This is a genomic window from Bacillus cereus group sp. TH152-1LC, from assembly GCF_027710505.1.
Taxonomy (GTDB): Bacteria; Bacillota; Bacilli; order Bacillales; family Bacillaceae_G; genus Bacillus_A; species Bacillus_A mobilis.
The window spans coordinates 191628-211604 of sequence record NZ_JAQFNK010000003.1 but is presented as its reverse complement, the minus strand read 5'-3'; the positions used below and the strand labels follow the sequence as shown (position 1 = coordinate 211604).

Sequence of the window (19977 nt, the reverse complement as noted above, 5' to 3'; positions counted from 1 at the left end):
ACATAAAAGCAGGCTATTTAAGTACGAGGGTGGTGTTATATGAATAATTATCTAGAAATTAAAAAAGTTTTAAATAATAATGTCATCATTGCTAGCCATCCTGAACACGAGGAAGTAGTAGTGATTGGTAAAGGAATTGGATTTGGGAAAAAAGCGAAAGACGTATTGGAGCAAGAACAAATTGAAAAAATGTTTGTTTTAAAAAATGAACGTGATCGTGAACAATACAAACTGTTAGTGCCGCATATAAGTGAAAAATTAATTGAATTAATGAATGATATTATGTTCTACATTCAAGAAAAAGCAAAATCACCATTGAATGAACATATTCATATCGCTTTAACAGATCATATTTCTTTTGCAATTAAGAGATTAAAACAAGGACTTACAATTGATAATCCTTTTTTAGTTGAAACGAAAATGCTCTACCCAGAGGAATATGAAATTGCTGAAGGTGTTGTAGACCTTTTAAATTCTCGTTTGCAAATTATATTGCCAGAAGGAGAAATTGGGTTCATTGCACTCCATATTTACAGTTCACTTACAAATTCAGATTTATCTTCAGTTAATCAAAACTCCCGTCTTATTGCACAGCTTGTATCTTTAATTGAGACAAACTTACAAATTACATTAGACCAAGAAAGTATCCACTACTTACGCCTTATCCGTCATTTACAATATGCTATTGAACGGGTGAAAAAAGGGGAGAAAGTAGAGGAATCACAAAGCTTTGCTGATTTATTAAAGGCGGAATATCCCGTCTGTTATAATTTAGCTTGGAAGCTAGTTAAAGTCATGCAAAAAGAATTACAACTTCCTGTGTATGAAGCAGAGAGTATATATTTAACGATGCACCTGCAGCGCTTAGTGAAAGCAGAGCATGTGTAAAAAGACATATATTTTTGTCTAAAATGAAAACGTTAAAAAAAATCATTGAATCGCTTACAATAGTTATGTATAATAACTATTGCAAAGTTATACAAATTTCGACAAACGCATTAAGGTAAGTAACGAAAACGTTTGCCTTAATTATAGTGAACTTATAAGTAATCCTATTTTTGACACGTGTTACTGATTCGATCAGGCATGAGTGGAGAAAAGTAAGGAATGTAAGCTTGAGAAAGGGATATACTACCCTTTGTATAGCTATCGTTCTATCTTTTTTTCCTCATGTCTTTTTGGCGTTTGTCGGAAGGTATCAATATAGATAAGAGAGGAAGGGTTTCCATGTTTAAGAAGATCTTTGGTGTTCTTCAAAAAGTCGGAAAAGCGTTAATGCTTCCAGTAGCGATTTTACCGGCAGCAGGTATTTTACTTGGATTTGGTAATGCATTTCAAAATCCACAGTTAACAAATGTTATTCCTGCTTTAAAAGCAGATTGGTTCGTAATGGTAGCAAAAATTATGGAACAATCTGGTGATATTATTTTCGCTAACCTTGCATTATTATTCGCAGTTGGGGTAGCGATTGGTTTAGCTGGTGGAGACGGAGTAGCTGGATTAGCAGCATTCGTCGGCTACTTAATTATGAACAAAACGATGAGTGTGTTCTTAGAAGTAGATAAGCTAGTGAAAGTAACAAGTTCTGGAGCAGATCCAGTAAAAATTGGATTTGCTGATCCAGCATATGCAAACGTATTAGGAATTCCAACGCTACAAACGGGAGTATTTGGTGGTATTATCGTCGGTATAGTAGCCGCATATTGCTACAATAAATACTTCAACATTGAATTACCATCATACTTAGGTTTCTTCGCAGGTAAGCGTTTCGTACCGATCGCAACTGCAACATTCTCTTTAGTAGTAGGTATTATCATGTGTTTCGTTTGGCCATACATTCAAGGTGGCTTAAATACGTTCTCACATCAAATGATTGATGCAAATAGAACATTAGCAGCATTCATATTCGGTTTAATTGAACGTTCATTAATTCCATTTGGATTACATCACATTTTCTATTCACCGTTCTGGTTCGAATTCGGTCAGTACACAAATGCAGCTGGCGAATTAATCCGTGGTGACCAAAAAATCTTTATGGCACAGTTAAAAGACGGTGTAGAATTAACAGCAGGTACATTTACAACTGGTAAGTATCCGTTTATGATGTTCGGTCTTCCAGCAGCAGCATTAGCAATGTACCATGAAGCACGTCCAGAAAATAAAAAATTAGCAGCTGGTATTTTAGGTTCTGCTGCATTAACATCTTTCTTAACAGGTATTACAGAACCACTTGAATTTTCATTCTTATTCGTAGCACCAGTACTATTCGGAATTCATGCCGTATTCGCTGGTTTATCATTTATGACAATGCAAATTTTAGGTGTTAAAATTGGTATGACATTCTCTGGTGGTTTAATCGACTTTATGTTATTCGGTGTACTACCAGGCCGTACAGCATGGTGGTGGGTAATTATTGTTGGTCTTGTACTAGCAGTTATTTATTACTTCGGATTCCGCTTTGCAATTCGTAAATGGGATTTAAAAACACCTGGTCGTGAAGTTGCAAATGCGAATGACGGTGCAGGAAAAACTGAAGCGGGTGAACTTCCTCGTGAAGTATTAGTGGCACTTGGTGGTAAAGAAAACATCGCTTCTTTAGACGCTTGTATTACTCGTTTACGTGTGCAAGTTAACGAACAAAAGAATGTAAACAAAGATCGCTTAAAAGAGCTTGGAGCAGCTGGTGTACTTGAAGTAGGAAATAACATTCAAGCTATTTTCGGACCGAAATCTGACACATTAAAATCACAAATTCATGATATCATGTCAGGTCGTACACCTCATGTTGAAAAAGAAGAGGCTGTAAAAGTAGAAGAAGCTCCTCAGCAAGTTGATGAAAACGAAACAATCGTTTCACCAATTGAAGGGAAAATCTTACCGATTACAGAAGTACCTGATCAAGTATTCTCAGGAAAAATGATGGGAGACGGATTTGCAATCGAGCCAACAGAAGGAACAGTAGTTTCTCCAGTTAACGGTGAAATCGTCAACGTATTCCCTACAAAGCATGCGATTGGCATTCAATCTGAAGGCGGAAAAGAAATTTTAATCCACTTCGGTATTGATACTGTAAAGTTAAATGGTGAAGGTTTTGAAGCACTTGTAGCACAAGGCGACAAAGTGAAACAAGGACAACCATTATTAAAGGTAGATCTTGCATTTGTAAAAGAAAATGCACCATCTATCATTACACCAATTGTCTTTACGAATTTACAACAAGGACAACAAGTCGAATTGAAAAAAGATGGAAATGTTAAGAAGGGCGAAAACGCTATTATTGACATTCAGTAGGAATTTGACGCAAAATGTTTATAATTATAATAGGCGATGTGGTTGACCGAACATCGCCTATTATATACAATAGATGATGTAGTACTCACGTCTATACAACTAAAAAAATACTGTAATTTAAAGGAGATAAATTATCATGGAAAAAATCTTTAAAGTAACTAGCGACTCAGGAATTCATGCTCGTCCAGCAACTCTACTTGTAAACACTGCAAGCAAATTTGGTTCTGACATTAACTTAGAGTATAACGGAAAAAACGTTAACTTAAAATCAATCATGGGCGTTATGTCTTTAGGCATTCAACAAAACGCAGAAATTAAAATCACTGCAAATGGTGATGATGCAGCTCAAGCACTAGCAGCTATCGAAGAAACTATGAAAAACGAAGGATTAGGAGAATAATGACTCTTAACATTCAAGGGATCGCTGCATCAAGTGGGATTGCTATTGCAAAGGCTTTCAGACTTGAGAATCCTGAATTTAACATTGAAAAGAAATCAATTACAAACGAAGCTGCTGAAATTGCACGCTTAGACGCTGCGCTTGAGAAAGCAAAAACTGAATTAGAAGCTATTAAGGACCACGCTTTTGCTGAGCTGGGTGCTGATAAAGCTGCGATCTTTGAAGCACATTTATTAGTGTTAAATGATCCAGAACTAGTAAACCCAGTAAAAGATAAAGTAAATAGCGAAAAAGTAAATGCTGAATTTGCAATGGACGAAGTTGCATCAATGTTTATTTCTATGTTTGAAAACATGGATAACGAATATATGAAAGAACGTGCTGCGGACATTCGTGACGTAACAAAACGCGTTCTTGCACATTTACTAGGAATTAACTTCTCAAACCCTGGTACAATTTCTGAAGAAGTAATCATCATTGCTGAAGATTTAACACCATCTGATACAGCTCAGTTAAACCGTAAGTATGCAAAAGGTTTTACAACTGATATCGGTGGACGTACATCTCACTCTGCAATTATGGCTCGTTCTATGGAAATTCCAGCTGTTGTTGGTACGAAAGTTGTTATGGAGAAAATCCAAAACGGCGATATCGTAATCATCGACGGTTTAGATGGAGAAGTAATTGTAAATCCATCAGAAGAAACTCTTCGTTCTTTTGAAGAAAAGAAAGCGAAATTTGAAGAGCAAAAAACTGAATGGGCAAAATTAAAAGACCAAGCTACTGTAACAAGTGATGGACATCACGTTGAGCTTGTTGCAAATATCGGAACACCAAATGATGTACAAGGTATTATCGATAATGGCGGAGAAGGCGTTGGTTTATACCGTACAGAATTCTTATACATGGGCCGTGACAATCTTCCAACAGAAGAAGAGCAGTTCGAAGCGTATAAAGCAGTTCTTGAAGGTGTAAAAGAAGGTCAACCTGTTGTTGTTCGTACACTTGATATCGGTGGAGATAAAGAGCTTCCATACTTACATTTACCAAAAGAAATGAACCCATTCTTAGGATACCGTGCAATTCGCTTATGTCTTGATGAGCAAGATGTGTTCCGTACACAACTTCGTGCATTACTTCGTGCTAGCGTATACGGTAACTTAAAAATTATGTTCCCAATGATTGCAACTCTTGATGAGTTCCGTCAAGCGAAAGCAATCTTATTAGAAGAGAAAGCGAAACTTGTAGAAGCGGGTACAACTGTTTCTGATTCTATTGAAGTGGGTATGATGGTTGAAATCCCAGCTTCAGCAGTATTAGCAGATCAATTCGCAAAAGAAGTTGACTTCTTCTCTATCGGAACAAATGATTTAATCCAATACACAATGGCTGCAGACCGTATGAACGAACAAGTAGCTTACTTATACCAACCATATAATCCATCAATTTTACGTCTTGTAAAAATGGTTATCGATGCTGCTCATAAAGAAGGCAAATGGGCTGGTATGTGTGGTGAGATGGCGGGAGATTCACTTGCTATCCCATTATTATTAGGATTAGGTTTAGATGAGTTCAGTATGAGTGCAACATCTATTCTTCCTGCAAGAACACAACTAAGCAAGTTGTCAAAAGCTGAAATGGAAACATTAGCAGAAAAAGCATTAATGATGTCAACTGCTGAAGAAGTTGTTGAACTAGTTAAAAGCATATAATCAATAAAAAAACCTGAGTCGATTTGAAATCGGTCTCAGGTTTTTTCTATGAGAAAAATGAATCTTATTTTTTTACTATAGAGGATAAGGAACAGAATTAGATAGCGATTGCAACGATATCAGTTGGGCATACACGTAAAATACCAGTAAAAGTATTTCGGTTTTGATTGTTCTTATCGTCTTTATTGTTATCTTTGTTATCTTTGTCGTTATTACGAGCTAAAGCAGAGAAAAGAGCAACACCGTTAGCGAAACCTTCAAAAATTACATTGTTGAATGTGCCGTTACCTCTAATGCTTAAAAGAGAAAGCTCTGTTCCAACTGAAATGCTAGCAAGTACGTTACATACAGCTGGTTGTTGTGGTCTAACTACTTCTTTTTCTTTCTCATGATGTCTGCACTCTCTTTCATGATGATGACAGTCTCTAAAGTTATCACAGCATCCAAATGATCCAAACATAATCCTCATCACCCCCTTCACACTTATAATCTATGTAAGTTCGGTAGTGAGTGACTGGACAGAGAGTGGAATTTTTTCTAGGGGATTTTCTCATTTTAAAAGACTAGCTGGGTGTTTATTACGGGATGATGTTTAAAATAGGATAGATATCACAAAAAAATGTAAAGACCACCGAAATGAATGAAATAGGTAGCCTTTACACTTTTTTGCTTTTATATAAAACGATGATATATACAGGAAGAGCTAATAGTAGTGGCGCAATGGATCTTGCAGTATGTTTTTCTGCTTCTAATTGGAACGCTTCTTCTTTTGGGAATTGTAACACTGATATGTTTGCAGCATCGCCAATAAAATATAACAGCAGTACAGTCACTATGTAACTTAAAAGTGCGATAAAGCTTCCGTATGAACTCAATGAAAATCCCTCTCTTGTTATCTATTTGTTATCATTGTATCATAATTGTAACAAAAACACACGGTTATATTTCGTCGTTTTAACAATTTTCGACACGAAACGCCATTTGTATTTATGAGAATAGCATAAAATTTACTATTTTTTTATGTATAGATGTCGAATTATACATTGAAATATTACGGATGTGTGACAGACAAAAAAGAAACGAAGGTAATGAAATTACCTTCGTTTCTTTTTGTCCCGTATTAACAGGTAGTGAGCCCCTAATATTGATTAAAGGTTCACTTTATTATTTTGCCCATTCACTCACTTGCTCTACGCTCATTCGTGGTGCAGGGTGGCCTTTTAAAGTTGATTCACCAATTGTAATAAGCATAATTGGTACGTAGCGAGATGAAACATTGAATTCTTCTGTAAGTGCTTGTGGGTTGAAACCACCAATAGCACAAGTATCCCAGCCAGTTGCTTTAGCTGCAAGCATAAGTTGCATTGCTGCTAAAGATGCATTTGAAAAGGCTGCATCTCTTGGGAATTGCTCACGAGCATATGCAGACTCAATATTTTTAGCTAAGCGCTCTTTTGCTTCTTCTTTCATAAATCCTTGTTCTACAATTGGACCATAAACTGGTTCAACGTTTTTATAAGCTTCTAAATCACCTAAAATAGCGACTACAGCAGAAGCATCAAGAATTTGTTGCTGGTTATAAGCAATTGGATGTAATCGTTTCTGTACATCTTCACCTTGGAACACAAGGAATTTCCAGTGCTGCAAGTTCCAAGCAGAAGGTGCTTGAGCAGCGCCCTTTAAAATTTCGTGTAACTCTGTAGATGAAATTTCTTTCTCAGGGTTGAATGCACGTGTAGATGTGCGTTCATATAGAACATTAAAAAAGTTATCGTTTGTCATTATATATCCTCCAAATTACATATCAAATTATGAAAAAATACATGTAATATATTCTACTTACATTTTGTAAGTTATCGAATTTAAGAATATAATATCTTTATTTTAATTGTCAAGTTTTAAAGTGGAAGTTAGGGCATTCATACAAACGATACAATTCCGATAATCATACACTAAAAAAGGAATTTATAGAGTGAAAAAGAAAAGAGAACATTCTCAATTAGCTTGTTAACATGTATCCCTCACTCATTAAAATTTTTAGAGAGCAGCCTTTTATAAAATGTTTGTGAGGAATTCAGTAGAACAAGATATATGAAGTGAGTGAAGACTAGTGATGAACATACTACATTTTTTATTAGAGAATACGGTTTTCCAAAATGTATTACAAGATCTTCAGTTAAATGTCCTTTATATAGAAAATGGATGCACACATCAACAAACGATAGAAAATATCCATCCAAAATGTATGTTTATAGCAAATAGTTTTGAAGAAGGAGAATTGTTGTTTCAGAGGACTAAACCACATATTGTAATTATGTATGTAACAGATTGTTCTCAAATAAAATATATAAAGAATATGTATAATCCACAGAGTACTTTTATTGTCATTTGGGATCAACAAATAACCAGTGAGTTTACAGAGGTGCTTACGTTAGGAATACGTAATATTGTGATAGCCCCTGTGACTCCACAAATGGTGTTAGAGGAAGTGAATAAAAGTTTGTATCAGCTTTCTTTAGTGCGACAAGTAAGTTTGCAACAAGAACTACTTCAAACGATGTTTGATTTTCGAGATGATCTATTATTCATAGTGGAAGACGATGAGATTGTTGATTGTAATACAAATTTTTTAGAGTTTTTCGGATATGAAAATTTGTTTGCCTATCGTGAGCAACATTTAGTATTTGCTGAACATTTTATTAGAGAAAATGGATACTATTCAACAACCCATGATATAACATGGTTAGATGATACTTTATCATATGATAGAAGAATTAAGATGACCAGCTATGAAGGAGAAGTGTCAACTTTTTTATTGCGTGCGACACCACTGCCAGAAGATTTATCAAGATTTATTGTGAAGTGCACAGAGATTACAGAATTAGATGAAATCTATCAAGAACAAGAAAGGCTTGCGATGATAGATTCGTTAACAGAGATTTATAATCGTTTGAAGTTCCAACAAATACTAGAGGTAGAATGGGATAATGCAATGCGTAACGATGAAAAAATAGCGCTCATTTTATTTGATATAGATAATTTTAAAACAGTAAATGACACGTATGGTCATGATTTTGGTGATTTAGCGTTAATTCAGCTTGCAGAGCTTATGAAATCTAAAGTGGAGCAGCAACATGTGTTTGCAAGGTGGGGAGGAGAAGAATTTATTATATTAGTAACGAATACAGTAGAAAAAGAGGCATTTCAGGTTGCGGAATCATTACGATTTTTCATTGAAACAAAGCAATTCTCAGGAATTTCGAAATTAACAGCCAGTTTTGGAGTTGCATTATATGAACAAGGGATAACAAGAGAAGAATTAATGCAACGAGCAGATATTGCATTATATGAAGCGAAAAAAAATGGAAAAAATCAAGTATGTGTATATAGAAAAGAAAAAAAATAATTTTTCGCAACAAATTGTTGCGATTTTTTTTTATTGTTTGATAATAGAATGTGAGGGGGATTTTGAACGAAGGAATTATGGAGGAACAATATGATAAAAAAATTAATGACGATGGCTTTGCTGTCTGCTGTAGTTGGTGGTGGAGTATACTATTTTCTCTATAATCCCAATATAAAGGAAAGCACTGTATTGACAACTAAGGTGAATCCTACTATTGAATCAGAAGTACAAGAGAATATAGAAGAAAAAGAAGAACAACAAATTGATTATGCTAGTATATCTCAAAAGTTAGATCAATATTTAATAGGAAAGCAATTTAATGGAACAGTTTTAGTGACAGATAAAGAGCATGTTATATTGAATAAAGGATATGGGTATGCTGATGTTCAAAATAAGATAGAAAATACGCCTCAAACAAAATATCGTATCGGTTCTATTACGAAAACAGTCGTAGCTACATCTATTTTACAGCTGCAGGAACAAGGGAAGCTAAATATTCAAGACAATGTAAATAAATATATTCCCTCTTTTCCGGTAGATAAAAATATCACCTTATATCATTTGTTAACACACACATCAGGTTTACCAGAAAGCGGAAAAGGGAAAGTGAATGCCGCTTCTCGTATAAATTTAGTAAATTGGATTGGAAGTCAAAAGTTAGAATTTCCACCAGGCGCAGGTTGGAGATATACAGATTATAATTATATGGTACTTGCCTATATTATAGAAAGCATATCCAAAAAAACTTTAGGAGATTACATAAAAGAAAATATATTTACTAAAGCAGAAATGCATGAATCTGGTATGGGAAATATGGCTCAGGGAGATCAGCATTTTACTAAAGGATATGTAAAGAAAGAGAATGTACTTGAACCTGCACAAAAATTGTTAATGGATTGGTTATACGGATGCGGTGAGATGTATACGACAGTTGGCGATATGAAGAAATTAGACGAAGCGATTATAAATGGGAAACTTCTTTCTGAACAAAGTATACAAGCGATGTTTTCACCTTCAACAGAACGAAAATATGCATTTAGTTTTTACATATATCCGGATTATTTTCATAATCATGGTGTACTATCTGGTTGGAACACTTTCAATAATTTTAATAAAGAAAAAGGCACTTTTGTTATTTTATTTTCAAATGTGAAAAATAGTATAGATGATGATTTTAATAATGAGTTTCGAAAGATGGTAAGTGATTTATTAGAACAAAGGGGATGAGAAAATGGAACGTAAAAATGTATCAATAGGTTTCATCGGTATTGGTGTAATGGGAAAAAGTATGGTGCGTCATTTAATGCAAGACGGTTATAAAGTATATGTATATAATAGAACAAAAGCGAAGACAGACTCTTTAGTGCAAGATGGTGCAAATTGGTGTGATACACCGAAAGAGTTAGTAAAGCAAGTTGATGTTGTAATGACTATGGTTGGATATCCACATGATGTAGAAGAAGTATACTTTGGGATAGAAGGAATTTTGGAGAATGCAAATGAAGGCACGATAGCAATTGATTTCACGACATCTACACCAACATTGGCAAAACGTATTAATGAAACTGGTAAAAGTAAGAATGTATATACGTTAGATGCACCTGTATCTGGAGGAGACGTTGGTGCGAAAGAAGCAAGACTTGCAATTATGGTCGGTGGCGAGAAAGAAATATATGAAAAATGTTTACCTTTATTTGAAAAGCTAGGAACAAATATTCAGTTGCAAGGGCCAGCTGGAAGTGGACAACATACAAAAATGTGCAATCAAATTGCGATTGCTTCAAATATGATTGGAGTATGTGAAGCTGTTGCTTATGCGAAAAAAGCTGGACTAGATCCAGATAAGGTATTAGAAAGTATTTCAACGGGAGCAGCAGGTAGCTGGTCATTGAGTAATTTAGCTCCTCGAATGTTAAAGGGAGATTTTGAACCAGGATTTTATGTAAAGCATTTTATGAAAGATATGAAGATTGCTTTAGATGAGGCTGAAAAATTGCACTTACCAGTACCGGGTTTAAGTTTGGCGAAGGAATTGTATGAAGAGTTAATAAAGGATGGGGAAGAGAATAGCGGAACACAGGTGTTATACAAAAAGTACATAAGGGGGTAAATGAGATGGATCTTCAAAAATTTGATGAGATGATTGATACTGTACAACGAGCAACTTGTATACAAATTAATGAAAAACAAAAAGAAGCTTTTAAACAAAAATATGATTTTGAGCCGAAATTCGAATATGGAAGAGATGAAAAGGGGCATTATGTTATTCGATCTTCAAAAAAGATGTTAGAAGAAATGGAATTTTATTTGGCATTGAAATATGATCGAGATGGAGTTGACCTATATATGCAAGCTGAGATTGACGGTATATGTCACGTATCTGTTAGCTATAGTGAAGACGTCTTGCACCTACAAGAATTGTTTCAATTTCTAGAAGAAAATAAATAAAAGTCCTCATTTGAGGGCTTTTATTTATTTAGGTATATTTATTTTTTACAATTATAAGTTAGAAGCTTGGCGGCATCGTTCAATTGGGAATGGAATAACTTGTGCGATATGATTAGGAGCGAATTGTTTTGCACGAGCATGGCGTACTATATAAAATGCACACAGAATTGAAACAGGAATAGCACCGAATAAGCCAAAAAGTAAAGCGCTTACACAAGATGCGACAAAACCTAAAACACCAACTTCCAACTCTTCCATAATAGCTCCTAGAATAACAGGAAGTGCTCCACACGTAACCCCTAGTATAAGTGCGATAAGTAAACTCATGATTATCCCCCTCTGTTTGCGATATTCTTTTCCTTATTAGTTAATTGTAGTATATCATATACAAAACAGAATTTTCAGATAAAATTCAAAAAAAGTTCAATAAATGTTCAAAAAATGTTAAAAAATTTGCTGAAAAAATAGAAGGAGAGATTGTTTTTGAATAGAAGGACTCATATGTTTGAGAAAATAAAAAATCAGGCTTATTTCATTTTTTGAAATAAGCCTGTTCCATAGGAGGATGTATATATGTAGAGTGAATAAAAGTTTGGAAAAGGGGATCCAAGTCCTTTTATTCAACTAACTACCTTAATAAATTGGAACCCAGCCTTCAGTTGTAACAAAAATACGAATAGCTACAACTTGACGATCATCTTGCAAGGTAAAATAATGTCTTGCATTTTCAGGAACAGATATGAGATCGCCTGGCTCAAGTTCAACGTCAAAGAATTTACCATCTTTTCCTTCAATGGCAAAGATGCCATGTCCACTAACAATAAAGCGAACTTCATCATCAGTATGATGGTGTTCTTTTTGGAAATTAATTAATAATTCGTCAAGGTTAGGTGTGCTATTTGAAAGTGAAATTACATCATGTGCTTTATAACCTCGGCGCGTTGAAACATCAGCAATTTCTTTTGCAAACACAGCTAATATTTCAGCCTTGTTTTCATCTGTTAACGAATAATTTTCATTTAAATGAGTAGGAAGCTTAGAGATGTTCCAATTCTCATATAAAACGCCTTCCTCTTGTAGAAATTTAGATACTTCTACTTCATTTTCGATGCGAGTATTTACTTCATGAATACGAATTTGCGCCATTAGAAACGCCTCCTTGAATTGATAATAGTTTTATATGAAATTGGAATAAAAACTCATAAGCCTCTAATCTTTTCTTTGCATCAAAGCTATCTCGGCCCCATACGGTAATACCGTGATTACGGATTAATACTGCTCCCGAATCTCCTTGTATATGCTTTCGGAAGTTTTCTCCAAGCGTTGGGATATGGGCATGGTTTTCGATAATAGGAATGTGAATCGTTGCACCTTCTTCCCAAATATCGAGAGCTTTAATAATTTCTTGATTTTGAAGGGTAACTGCATCGCTATATAAATTTGTGATGACATTATTATCAGTTGTATGAACATGAAGTACGCATCCGGCATTCGTATTGTTATAAATATGTGTATGCAATATTGTTTCTGCTGAAGGGCGTAATTCAGTCTCTAATACTGGAACCCCTAGATGATCTACTAATAGAAAATCATCTGGAGTAGTTTTTGTTTTATCTTTACCACTTGCTGTAATAAGAAAAGTAAGTGGCTCATGACTAACCTTTATAGAAATATTACCACTCGTTGCTGGAAACCAATTTCGTGTTGTTAATTCTTTTTTTATCTCGCTTAAGTCATACCATTGACGAAAAAGTTGTTTCATGATTTCACCTCCAACAAATGTTTTAATTCAGTTTGAACATTATGGAATGTTTCAAACGGTGTATAAGCAATATCATTCTCTTCACACTTTGTAATAAGGAAGTCGCGAGCAAATACTTTATCTGCTTGTTTCGCAGCTTGTAAATCAGTAATTGAATCTCCAATTACAATATGGAAGTCATTCGTATCACTTAATTTACGGATTAAAGATGATTTACATAATCCGCAATGATTTTGACAATGATGATCACAAGGATAAGGCCACTTAACGGTAATGTATTCACTTGAAAAATCGGTTTCATTACAGTAAATTTGCTCTTTTGGAATGAGTCCTTGTAAGAGTGGATAGACGAAGAAATCCATTCCACCTGATATAACATAAAAAGAAATGTTATTTTCATTTGCAAATCGTATAAATTCATGAAAACCACTACGGATTTCAGCAGTTTCTATTAAAAATTGAATCATATCATCGTGTAGACTAGTAGGTATTAATTGAAATAATTGAGAAACACCTTCTTGAATAGATAGCTCTTGTGATAAAATTCTATTCTTTACTTCTTCAGCTTCTGGTGGTGCGAATTTTTCCATAATGGACATAATGTTATCATTATTTGTAATTGTGCCATCGAAATCACAAAATACTTGAATACTCATAATTTCACCCCATGAGAGGGATTTCCCCATATTTGTAGTGCGCTATGCAAATTTATGTCATTTACTTCATGGAGTGGTGTATTTTGCAAAGTAGCATCAATTGCAGTGCGGAAAGCTTTACCACCGCCCTGTGCCCCGCTCGGATGTCCATGTATCCCGCCGCCAGCATTAATAACAACATCTTTACCGAAATCTCGTAGAATAAAGGGAACGAAACCAGGGTGAATACCAGCAGACGGAACAGAAAAACTCTTTTTGAAAAATGCATCGTCTTCAGTTAAATGTTTTGAGATGGAAAGAGCTTCCTCTTTTTCTAGTGCAACACTTCCGTATGGAGATGGGAATAATGAAAAGTCAGCGCCAGCATAACGTAATAGCTTTCCGAGTAATAATGGAGATGAAACGCCATATAACTTGGATGCTGAGTAAGCACCACTTACAGCAGGGTGTGCCATAATAGGAACTGGGATTTCATCATCTTCTGCAAGCGATTGTAGTACATCTAGTCCGTAAGCAAATACATTAAATAATAGAATATCAGCCCCAGCTTGCACTGCACGTTTCGCATTTTCTTTTAAATCAAAAGTCCGTCCTGTTAAATTTACGGCATATAACGTTTTATGGCCGTATGTTTCATATACGGATTGTAAAACTTCTTTTCCAGATACAATGCGTTTCGTAAGTGGTGTTAATGTATTCTCAAATAATATTTCATCATCCTTTACGATATCTACACCACCAATTGCTTGATCGCGTAATTGCGTTTTTAAATACCCAATATTTCGTCCAATCATTCCTTTAAAAATGCTCATTAAAAGGGGACGTTCATGTACTTGTAATAGATTTCGAATACCATTTATCCCGAACTTTGGACCAGGAAAATACTTTTTTAACTCGTCTGAAAATGTTAAGTCAATTAATTTCACTTCGCCATCAAGTGATAGCTTTCCGAATGTAGTTGTTAAAATTGCTGGTAAGTCTGGACTGAAGTTTAATAACGGATATTCAATTTTAATAATCCCGCGTTTTACTTTTTTACGTAAATACGAATTGGTATGTTCTTGTTCAGCTAATTCCTCAACATGAATGACGTTTCCTTTATGCTGTTTTAATTGTTCTTGCAATAAGTGTGGCAAATGAGTCCAAGAGCCAATTGTTAAACCGAGTGCAATTTGCTCGGCCTTTTTTTCTAAGTTATGTGAATCATCATGGATTAAATACGTTGCTATAATTCCGCTCATTGTTAAAACCTCCTAGTTAAATAAAAAAACCTCTCAGCTAAGGAGAGGTTTTTTTACAACCAGCTCCTTATCTGTCAGCATAACGCTGCGAGAATTAGCACCGTGTCTACAATTGTAGATCGGTTGCCGGGTTTCGTCGGGCTCGTCCCTCCACCTGCTCTTGATAAGAAGTATTTAGAAATGTTTAAATTTTTAAGATAACTGAATTTTGTCAGATATTTTTCGTATTGTCAATTACTTTTTGAAAAAATTTAATTTATCAATTCGATTAATGGCTTCTCGTAATCTATCTTCTGTATGCAAGAGACCAACACGGACATACCCTTCGCCATGTTCACCAAATCCAACACCAGGGGCAACTGCAACGTGTGCTTTTTCTAGTAAAATATCAGAAAATTGCTCAGATGTATATCCTTTCGGAACAGGAAGCCATGCAAAAAATGACCCTGTTGGAATGTCTACATTCCAACCAATTGAGTGACAAGCTGAAACAAGAGCGTTTCTTCGAGATTCGTAACTATTTACAAGGTCTATTACGCAAGACTGTGAACTTAATAGTGCTTCGCGGGCAGCATCTTGAACTGCACCAAAAATACTAACATACATATGATCTTGTAATAAGTTAATTGTTTCAATGACACTTGCATTTCCCACAGCAAAAGCTACGCGCCATCCAGCCATATTGAAAGTTTTCGATAGTGTGTAAATTTCAATACCTGTATCTTTGGCACCGTCTGCTTGTAAGAAACTAACGGGCTTTTGACCATCAAATCCAATGGCACCGTAAGCAAAATCATGAACAACTAATATGTTATGTTCATTAGCAAAATGAATGGTTTCTTCAAAGAACTCTTTTGATGCAGTAGCACCAGTAGGATTATTTGGATAGTTTAAAAACATTAATTTTGCTTGTTTCGCAATAGAGTCATCAATTTTCGTATAATCTGGTAAAAAATTATTTTCTGCAAGTAGCGGCATTGTTTCAAATTGTGCTTTTGCTAAAGCGACACCTGATAAATAATCAGGATAGCCTGGATCAGGAACGAGAATAGTATCACCAGGGTTTGTAAAGCACATTGGTAATTCTACTAATCCAGCTTTTCCGCCAAACAAAATAGCAACTTCTGTTTTTGGATTTACTACTACATCATATTCACGTTGATAGAATGTTGCCACGGCTTCTTTTAAGCTTTCGTGTCCGCGGAATGGCGGATATTTATGATGAATAGTCTTTTCAGCAGCAGCTTGTAAAGCTTTTACGATATGCTGCGGTGTTGGTTGATCTGGATTACCTTGACCTAGATTAATAACATCGTGACCAGCTGCAACGACTTTGTTAACTTTTGCAACAAGTGAAGCGAAAAATTGTGTTGGCAATGATGTTACAATCTCAGAAGGTTGAAATGATTTCATACTTTCCACCTCTTTTGAAAGTTGTTACAATTCTAGTGACAAATGATATAATCTTTCCAGTATTTTGTAAAGAAAAAATTATGAATGGGGCTGATAAAATGAAAGTCGCATGTATTCAAATGGACATTGTCTTTGGAGATGTAGAAAAAAATATTGAGAATGCTAAAAATAAAATAAGCGAAGCGGTGAAGGAAAGACCAGATGTTATTGTCTTACCAGAACTATGGACAACAGGATATGATTTAACGAGACTCTCTGAAATTGCAGATAGGGATGGATTGGAAACGAAAGAAAAGTTGAAAGAATGGTCGAAGCAATATGGTGTACATATTGTCGGTGGTTCTATAGCGAAGCAAACAGATCAAGGTGTTACAAATACAATGTATGTTGTAACGAATAAAGGTCAGCTAGTCAATGAATATAGTAAAGTGCATTTATTTCAGCTCATGGATGAACATAAATATTTAATCGCTGGAAATAGTACAGGCGAATTTAAGTTAGATAATATAGAGTGCGCCGGCACAATTTGTTATGACATTCGTTTTCCAGAGTGGATGCGCGTTCATACTGCGAAAGGTGCAAAAGTGTTATTTGTTGTAGCAGAATGGCCATTAGTTCGTTTAGCACATTGGCGTTTGCTACTGCAAGCAAGGGCGGTTGAAAATCAGTGTTATGTTGTTGCATGTAATCGGGCAGGAAAGGATCCGAATAATGAGTTTGCCGGTCATTCTTTAATTGTCGATCCTTGGGGAGAAGTTGTTGTAGAAGCGAATGAAGAAGAATCAATTTTATTTGGAGAGCTTCATTTTGAGAAAATTAAAGAAGTACGCAAAGGAATTCCAGTTTTTGCAGATCGTCGTCCAGAATTATACAAATAAAATGTTGACAAGTGATTTTTATTCTTGGTATAGTCTTCAACATAAAGTTAAAAATTCAAAAAATTATACAACTCTTATCAAGAGCAGGTGGAGGGATTTGGCCCGATGAAGCCCAGCAACCGACCGTAATACCATTGTGAAATGGGGCGTTTATTTACGCCAAAAGGCACGGTGCTAATTCCAGCAGAAAGTTTACTTTCTGGCAGATAAGAGGGGAGAAGATAAACTTCAAACCTCTTTCTTAGTGGAAAGAGGTTTTTCTGTGTTAGAAAAACCTCTGAATTTTAAAAAAGGGGAGAAGAAGATGGGATATTATTCATTGACTGAAACGACAGCTATACAATATGCGAAAGAACACGGTTATTTTGAAAAGAAAGCAAATGTAGTTTGTCATGAAATTGGAGATGGAAATTTAAATTACGTGTTCAAATTAGGTGATGGAGAGAAGTCTATTATACTAAAACAAGCATTGCCATATGCAAAAGTAGTTGGTGAGAGCTGGCCGTTATCTATAAAAAGAGCGACGATTGAAAGTAAAGCATTACAAATTTTCGCGAAGTATGTGCCGGAATATGTGCCGGTAGTGTACAGTCATGATGAAGAGTTAGCGGTAACAGTCATAGAAGATTTATCAAGACTAACAATTGCAAGAAAAGGATTAATAGATGGAGAGGAGTACCCACTTTTATCCCAACATATTGGTCGTTTTCTAGCACATGTGTTGTTTTACACTTCAGATTTCGGATTAGAGTCAGAAGAGAAAAGGGTACTAGAAGGTGCATTTGTAAACCCAGACCTTTGTAAAATTACAGAAGATTTAGTGTTTACAGATCCATTCGGTCATTACGATACGAATGATTATGAACCAGAGTTGCAGCTAGCTGTAGATGAACTATGGAGTGACAAAACTGTCAAACTGAAAGTGGCACAGTATAAATATAAATTTTTAACGAGAAAAGAAGCACTCATTCATGGAGATTTACATACGGGAAGTATTTTTTCATCACCTTCTGAAACGAAAGTGATTGATCCAGAATTTGCAACATATGGTCCATTTGGATTTGATCTTGGTCAATTTATTGCAAATTTATTATTAAATGCGTTATCACGTGAAGAGGAAAAAAGAAGTGTGCTATTTTTCCACATTGAGAAAACATGGAGTTATTTTGTAGAAACTTTTACGAAGTTATGGATTGGAGAAGGTGTAGAAGCATATACGAAAGAGAAACAATGGTTGCCAATTATTTTGCAAAATATTTTTACGGATGCCGTTGGATTTGCCGGATGTGAGCTTATCCGTAGAACAATTGGCTTAGCGCATGTAGCTGATTTAGATGAAATAGCAAATAAAGAAAAGAGAATTCAAGCTAAGAAACAGGCGTTATACTTAGGTAGAGAACTAATAAAATATGAATCTAAGAGCGCTGATATTCAACTGTTCCGAACACTATTCCAACAGACAGTTTCTGGAGGGGTAAAAGCATGAGTACAATTGTTACTATTCCAAGGTCTGTCAGTTGGAAAGGCGATGCCATTGCAGTATTAAATCAAACAAAGTTGCCGCATAGTACAGAATACAAAACATTAACGACAATTGAAGATGTATGGAAAAGTATTGTCATGCTAGAAGTAAGAGGGGCACCTGCAATTGGAATTGTAGCTGCATTTGGCTTGGCGCTTGCATCAAAAAAATATAACACTGTACATATTGAAGAATTTCAAAAGAAGTTTAATAGAGATTGTAATTATTTAGGAACGTCACGCCCGACAGCAGTCAATTTATTTTGGGCAATCGATCGTATGAGAGAATCCATTCGGGAAATTACTACAATAAAAGAAGCGCAAAAAAAATTAGAAGAAGAAGCGCTTTTCATTCAGCAAGAAGATGAAGCAGTATGCCGGAGTATTGGAGAACATGCATTAACATGTTTTAAAGACGATGATAACATTTTAACAATTTGTAACGCTGGCAGTATTGCAACTGCTAGATATGGTACTGCATTAGCACCGTTTTATATTGGGAAAGAAAAAGGTGTACGTTTACATGCGTATGCGTGTGAAACGAGACCGGTTTTACAAGGCGGGCGTTTAACAACCTGGGAATTAAAACAGGCAAATATTGATGTAACGCTTATTACAGATAATACCGCAGCTCATGCTATTCAAACGAAAGAAATAAACGCGATTATAGTAGGAGTGGACCGAATTGTCGCAAATGGAGATACAGCGAATAAAATCGGAACAATGAATTTAGCGATATTAGCAAAGTATTTTGATATCCCGTTCTATGTTGCAGCTCCGCTATCCACATTTGATATTACGAAACAAACAGGTGCTGAAATTGTTATTGAAGAAAGAGATGAAACAGAAGTTACGAAAATTTTTGGAAAACAAGTAGCGCCAATTGGAACTACTGTTTATAATCCTGCATTTGACGTAACACCGAATGAATTAATTACAGGTATTATTACTGAAAAAGGCATTATACGTGGAGATTATAAATGGGAAATTGCATCGTTATTTGAAAGACAAGCTAATACATAATAGCTTGTTTTTTTATGCCTAAATGTTTTCTTTTCTCTTATTTATATAATGAGAGGAGGCGAGAAAGATGGAAGAGTGGATCAGGATGATAGGTAATGTAGGTTTTCCGATTGTTGTAATATTATATTTACTTCATCGTATTGAAAGTAAATTAGATGGGGTAATTGTTGCGATCGAGAAACTCCCTACACAATTACTAAAGTAGGAGGGTCCTCGGGATAAAAAT

General features: G+C 35.3%; 21 protein-coding genes and 2 riboswitches. Of the genes, 12 read left to right on the top strand and 9 right to left on the bottom strand.

Going from position 1 to position 19977, the window contains the following annotated elements; all coding sequences use genetic code 11:
* Positions 1–39 precede the first annotated feature (39 nt).
* From glcT to ptsP, 4 genes are all read left to right on the top strand, one after another.
* The gene (glcT, locus tag PDL00_RS10785; protein WP_242253856.1) at positions 40–888 is read left to right on the top strand and encodes a glucose PTS transporter transcription antiterminator GlcT; all 849 of its coding nucleotides are present in this window, start codon (positions 40–42) and stop codon (positions 886–888) included.
* A 339-nt stretch (positions 889–1227) separates the two neighbouring features.
* Positions 1228–3291, top strand: coding sequence for a PTS glucose transporter subunit IIABC (gene ptsG, locus PDL00_RS10780; protein ID WP_242253855.1), 2064 nt, complete (start codon positions 1228–1230; stop codon positions 3289–3291).
* 136 nt (positions 3292–3427) lie between these two features.
* Positions 3428–3691 carry a phosphocarrier protein HPr gene (gene ptsH / locus PDL00_RS10775; RefSeq protein WP_000411080.1) on the top strand — a complete coding sequence of 88 codons (264 nt, stop codon included), beginning with the start codon at positions 3428–3430 and terminating at the stop codon, positions 3689–3691.
* On the top strand, positions 3691–5403 hold the full coding sequence (gene ptsP, locus PDL00_RS10770; protein ID WP_000174214.1) for a phosphoenolpyruvate--protein phosphotransferase: 1713 nt from the start codon (positions 3691–3693) through the stop codon (positions 5401–5403). Before ptsH ends, ptsP begins: the two co-directional genes overlap by 1 nt.
* Positions 5404–5500: 97 nt before the next feature.
* On the opposite strand, the gene PDL00_RS10765 is transcribed toward ptsP, so the two are convergent.
* From PDL00_RS10765 to PDL00_RS10755, 3 genes are all read right to left on the bottom strand, one after another.
* Positions 5501–5863: a DUF3915 family protein gene (locus tag PDL00_RS10765; RefSeq protein ID WP_242253853.1), complete on the bottom strand. Its 363-nt coding sequence runs from the start codon at positions 5861–5863 to the stop codon at positions 5501–5503.
* 196 nt (positions 5864–6059) lie between these two features.
* Positions 6060–6278: a hypothetical protein gene (locus tag PDL00_RS10760; protein WP_000100490.1), complete on the bottom strand. Its 219-nt coding sequence runs from the start codon at positions 6276–6278 to the stop codon at positions 6060–6062.
* 289 nt (positions 6279–6567) lie between these two features.
* Complete coding sequence (locus tag PDL00_RS10755; protein WP_000180385.1) at positions 6568–7185, bottom strand: nitroreductase family protein; 618 nt, start codon at positions 7183–7185, stop codon at positions 6568–6570.
* A gap of 331 nt (positions 7186–7516) precedes the next feature.
* Between PDL00_RS10755 and PDL00_RS10750 the strand changes: the two genes are divergently transcribed.
* From PDL00_RS10750 to PDL00_RS10735, 4 genes are all read left to right on the top strand, one after another.
* On the top strand, positions 7517–8809 hold the full coding sequence (locus PDL00_RS10750; RefSeq protein ID WP_270729198.1) for a GGDEF domain-containing protein: 1293 nt from the start codon (positions 7517–7519) through the stop codon (positions 8807–8809).
* Positions 8810–8899: 90 nt separating this feature from the next.
* Complete coding sequence (locus PDL00_RS10745; protein ID WP_270728970.1) at positions 8900–10036, top strand: serine hydrolase domain-containing protein; 1137 nt, start codon at positions 8900–8902, stop codon at positions 10034–10036.
* A gap of 4 nt (positions 10037–10040) precedes the next feature.
* Positions 10041–10919 carry an NAD(P)-dependent oxidoreductase gene (locus PDL00_RS10740; protein WP_242253848.1) on the top strand — a complete coding sequence of 293 codons (879 nt, stop codon included), beginning with the start codon at positions 10041–10043 and terminating at the stop codon, positions 10917–10919.
* A 5-nt stretch (positions 10920–10924) separates the two neighbouring features.
* Positions 10925–11257 carry a DUF3909 family protein gene (locus PDL00_RS10735; RefSeq protein ID WP_097816943.1) on the top strand — a complete coding sequence of 111 codons (333 nt, stop codon included), beginning with the start codon at positions 10925–10927 and terminating at the stop codon, positions 11255–11257.
* A 51-nt stretch (positions 11258–11308) separates the two neighbouring features.
* On the opposite strand, the gene PDL00_RS10730 is transcribed toward PDL00_RS10735, so the two are convergent.
* The 6 genes from PDL00_RS10730 to PDL00_RS10705 all read right to left on the bottom strand — a co-directional run bounded on the left by PDL00_RS10730 (position 11309) and on the right by PDL00_RS10705 (position 16329).
* On the bottom strand, positions 11309–11584 hold the full coding sequence (locus PDL00_RS10730; protein ID WP_242253846.1) for a hypothetical protein: 276 nt from the start codon (positions 11582–11584) through the stop codon (positions 11309–11311).
* Between the two features lie 306 nt (positions 11585–11890).
* The gene (locus PDL00_RS10725) at positions 11891–12403 is read right to left on the bottom strand and encodes a 1,2-dihydroxy-3-keto-5-methylthiopentene dioxygenase (protein WP_242257082.1); all 513 of its coding nucleotides are present in this window, start codon (positions 12401–12403) and stop codon (positions 11891–11893) included.
* Complete coding sequence (locus PDL00_RS10720; protein ID WP_000811328.1) at positions 12381–13019, bottom strand: methylthioribulose 1-phosphate dehydratase; 639 nt, start codon at positions 13017–13019, stop codon at positions 12381–12383. The genes PDL00_RS10725 and PDL00_RS10720 overlap by 23 nt, the downstream gene beginning before the upstream one ends.
* A complete protein-coding gene (locus tag PDL00_RS10715) occupies positions 13016–13675 on the bottom strand; it encodes a 2-hydroxy-3-keto-5-methylthiopentenyl-1-phosphate phosphatase (protein WP_242257081.1) in 660 nt (219 codons plus the stop codon). Before PDL00_RS10715 ends, PDL00_RS10720 begins: the two co-directional genes overlap by 4 nt.
* Positions 13672–14916: a 2,3-diketo-5-methylthiopentyl-1-phosphate enolase gene (gene mtnW / locus PDL00_RS10710; protein WP_242257080.1), complete on the bottom strand. Its 1245-nt coding sequence runs from the start codon at positions 14914–14916 to the stop codon at positions 13672–13674. Before mtnW ends, PDL00_RS10715 begins: the two co-directional genes overlap by 4 nt.
* Positions 14917–14980: 64 nt before the next feature.
* A riboswitch (SAM riboswitch) is annotated at positions 14981–15086 on the bottom strand.
* A 64-nt stretch (positions 15087–15150) separates the two neighbouring features.
* A complete protein-coding gene (locus tag PDL00_RS10705) occupies positions 15151–16329 on the bottom strand; it encodes a pyridoxal phosphate-dependent aminotransferase (RefSeq protein WP_270728968.1) in 1179 nt (392 codons plus the stop codon).
* 14 nt (positions 16330–16343) lie between these two features.
* Here PDL00_RS10705 and PDL00_RS10700 point away from each other — a divergent pair, with 14 nt between their 5' ends.
* The 4 genes from PDL00_RS10700 to PDL00_RS10685 all read left to right on the top strand — a co-directional run bounded on the left by PDL00_RS10700 (position 16344) and on the right by PDL00_RS10685 (position 19956).
* Positions 16344–17207: a carbon-nitrogen family hydrolase gene (locus tag PDL00_RS10700; RefSeq protein WP_242257083.1), complete on the top strand. Its 864-nt coding sequence runs from the start codon at positions 16344–16346 to the stop codon at positions 17205–17207.
* Positions 17208–17278: 71 nt separating this feature from the next.
* Positions 17279–17420, top strand: a riboswitch (SAM riboswitch).
* 91 nt (positions 17421–17511) lie between these two features.
* Entirely contained in the window at positions 17512–18693 is a 1182-nt protein-coding gene (mtnK, locus tag PDL00_RS10695; protein ID WP_242257078.1) for an S-methyl-5-thioribose kinase, read from the top strand.
* Positions 18690–19751, top strand: coding sequence for an S-methyl-5-thioribose-1-phosphate isomerase (gene mtnA / locus PDL00_RS10690; protein WP_270728966.1), 1062 nt, complete (start codon positions 18690–18692; stop codon positions 19749–19751). Before mtnK ends, mtnA begins: the two co-directional genes overlap by 4 nt.
* Positions 19752–19818: 67 nt before the next feature.
* Positions 19819–19956 (top strand): YvrJ family protein, encoded by a 138-nt coding sequence (locus PDL00_RS10685; RefSeq protein WP_270728964.1) that lies wholly within the window; start codon positions 19819–19821, stop codon positions 19954–19956.
* Positions 19957–19977: the final 21 nt, after the last annotated feature.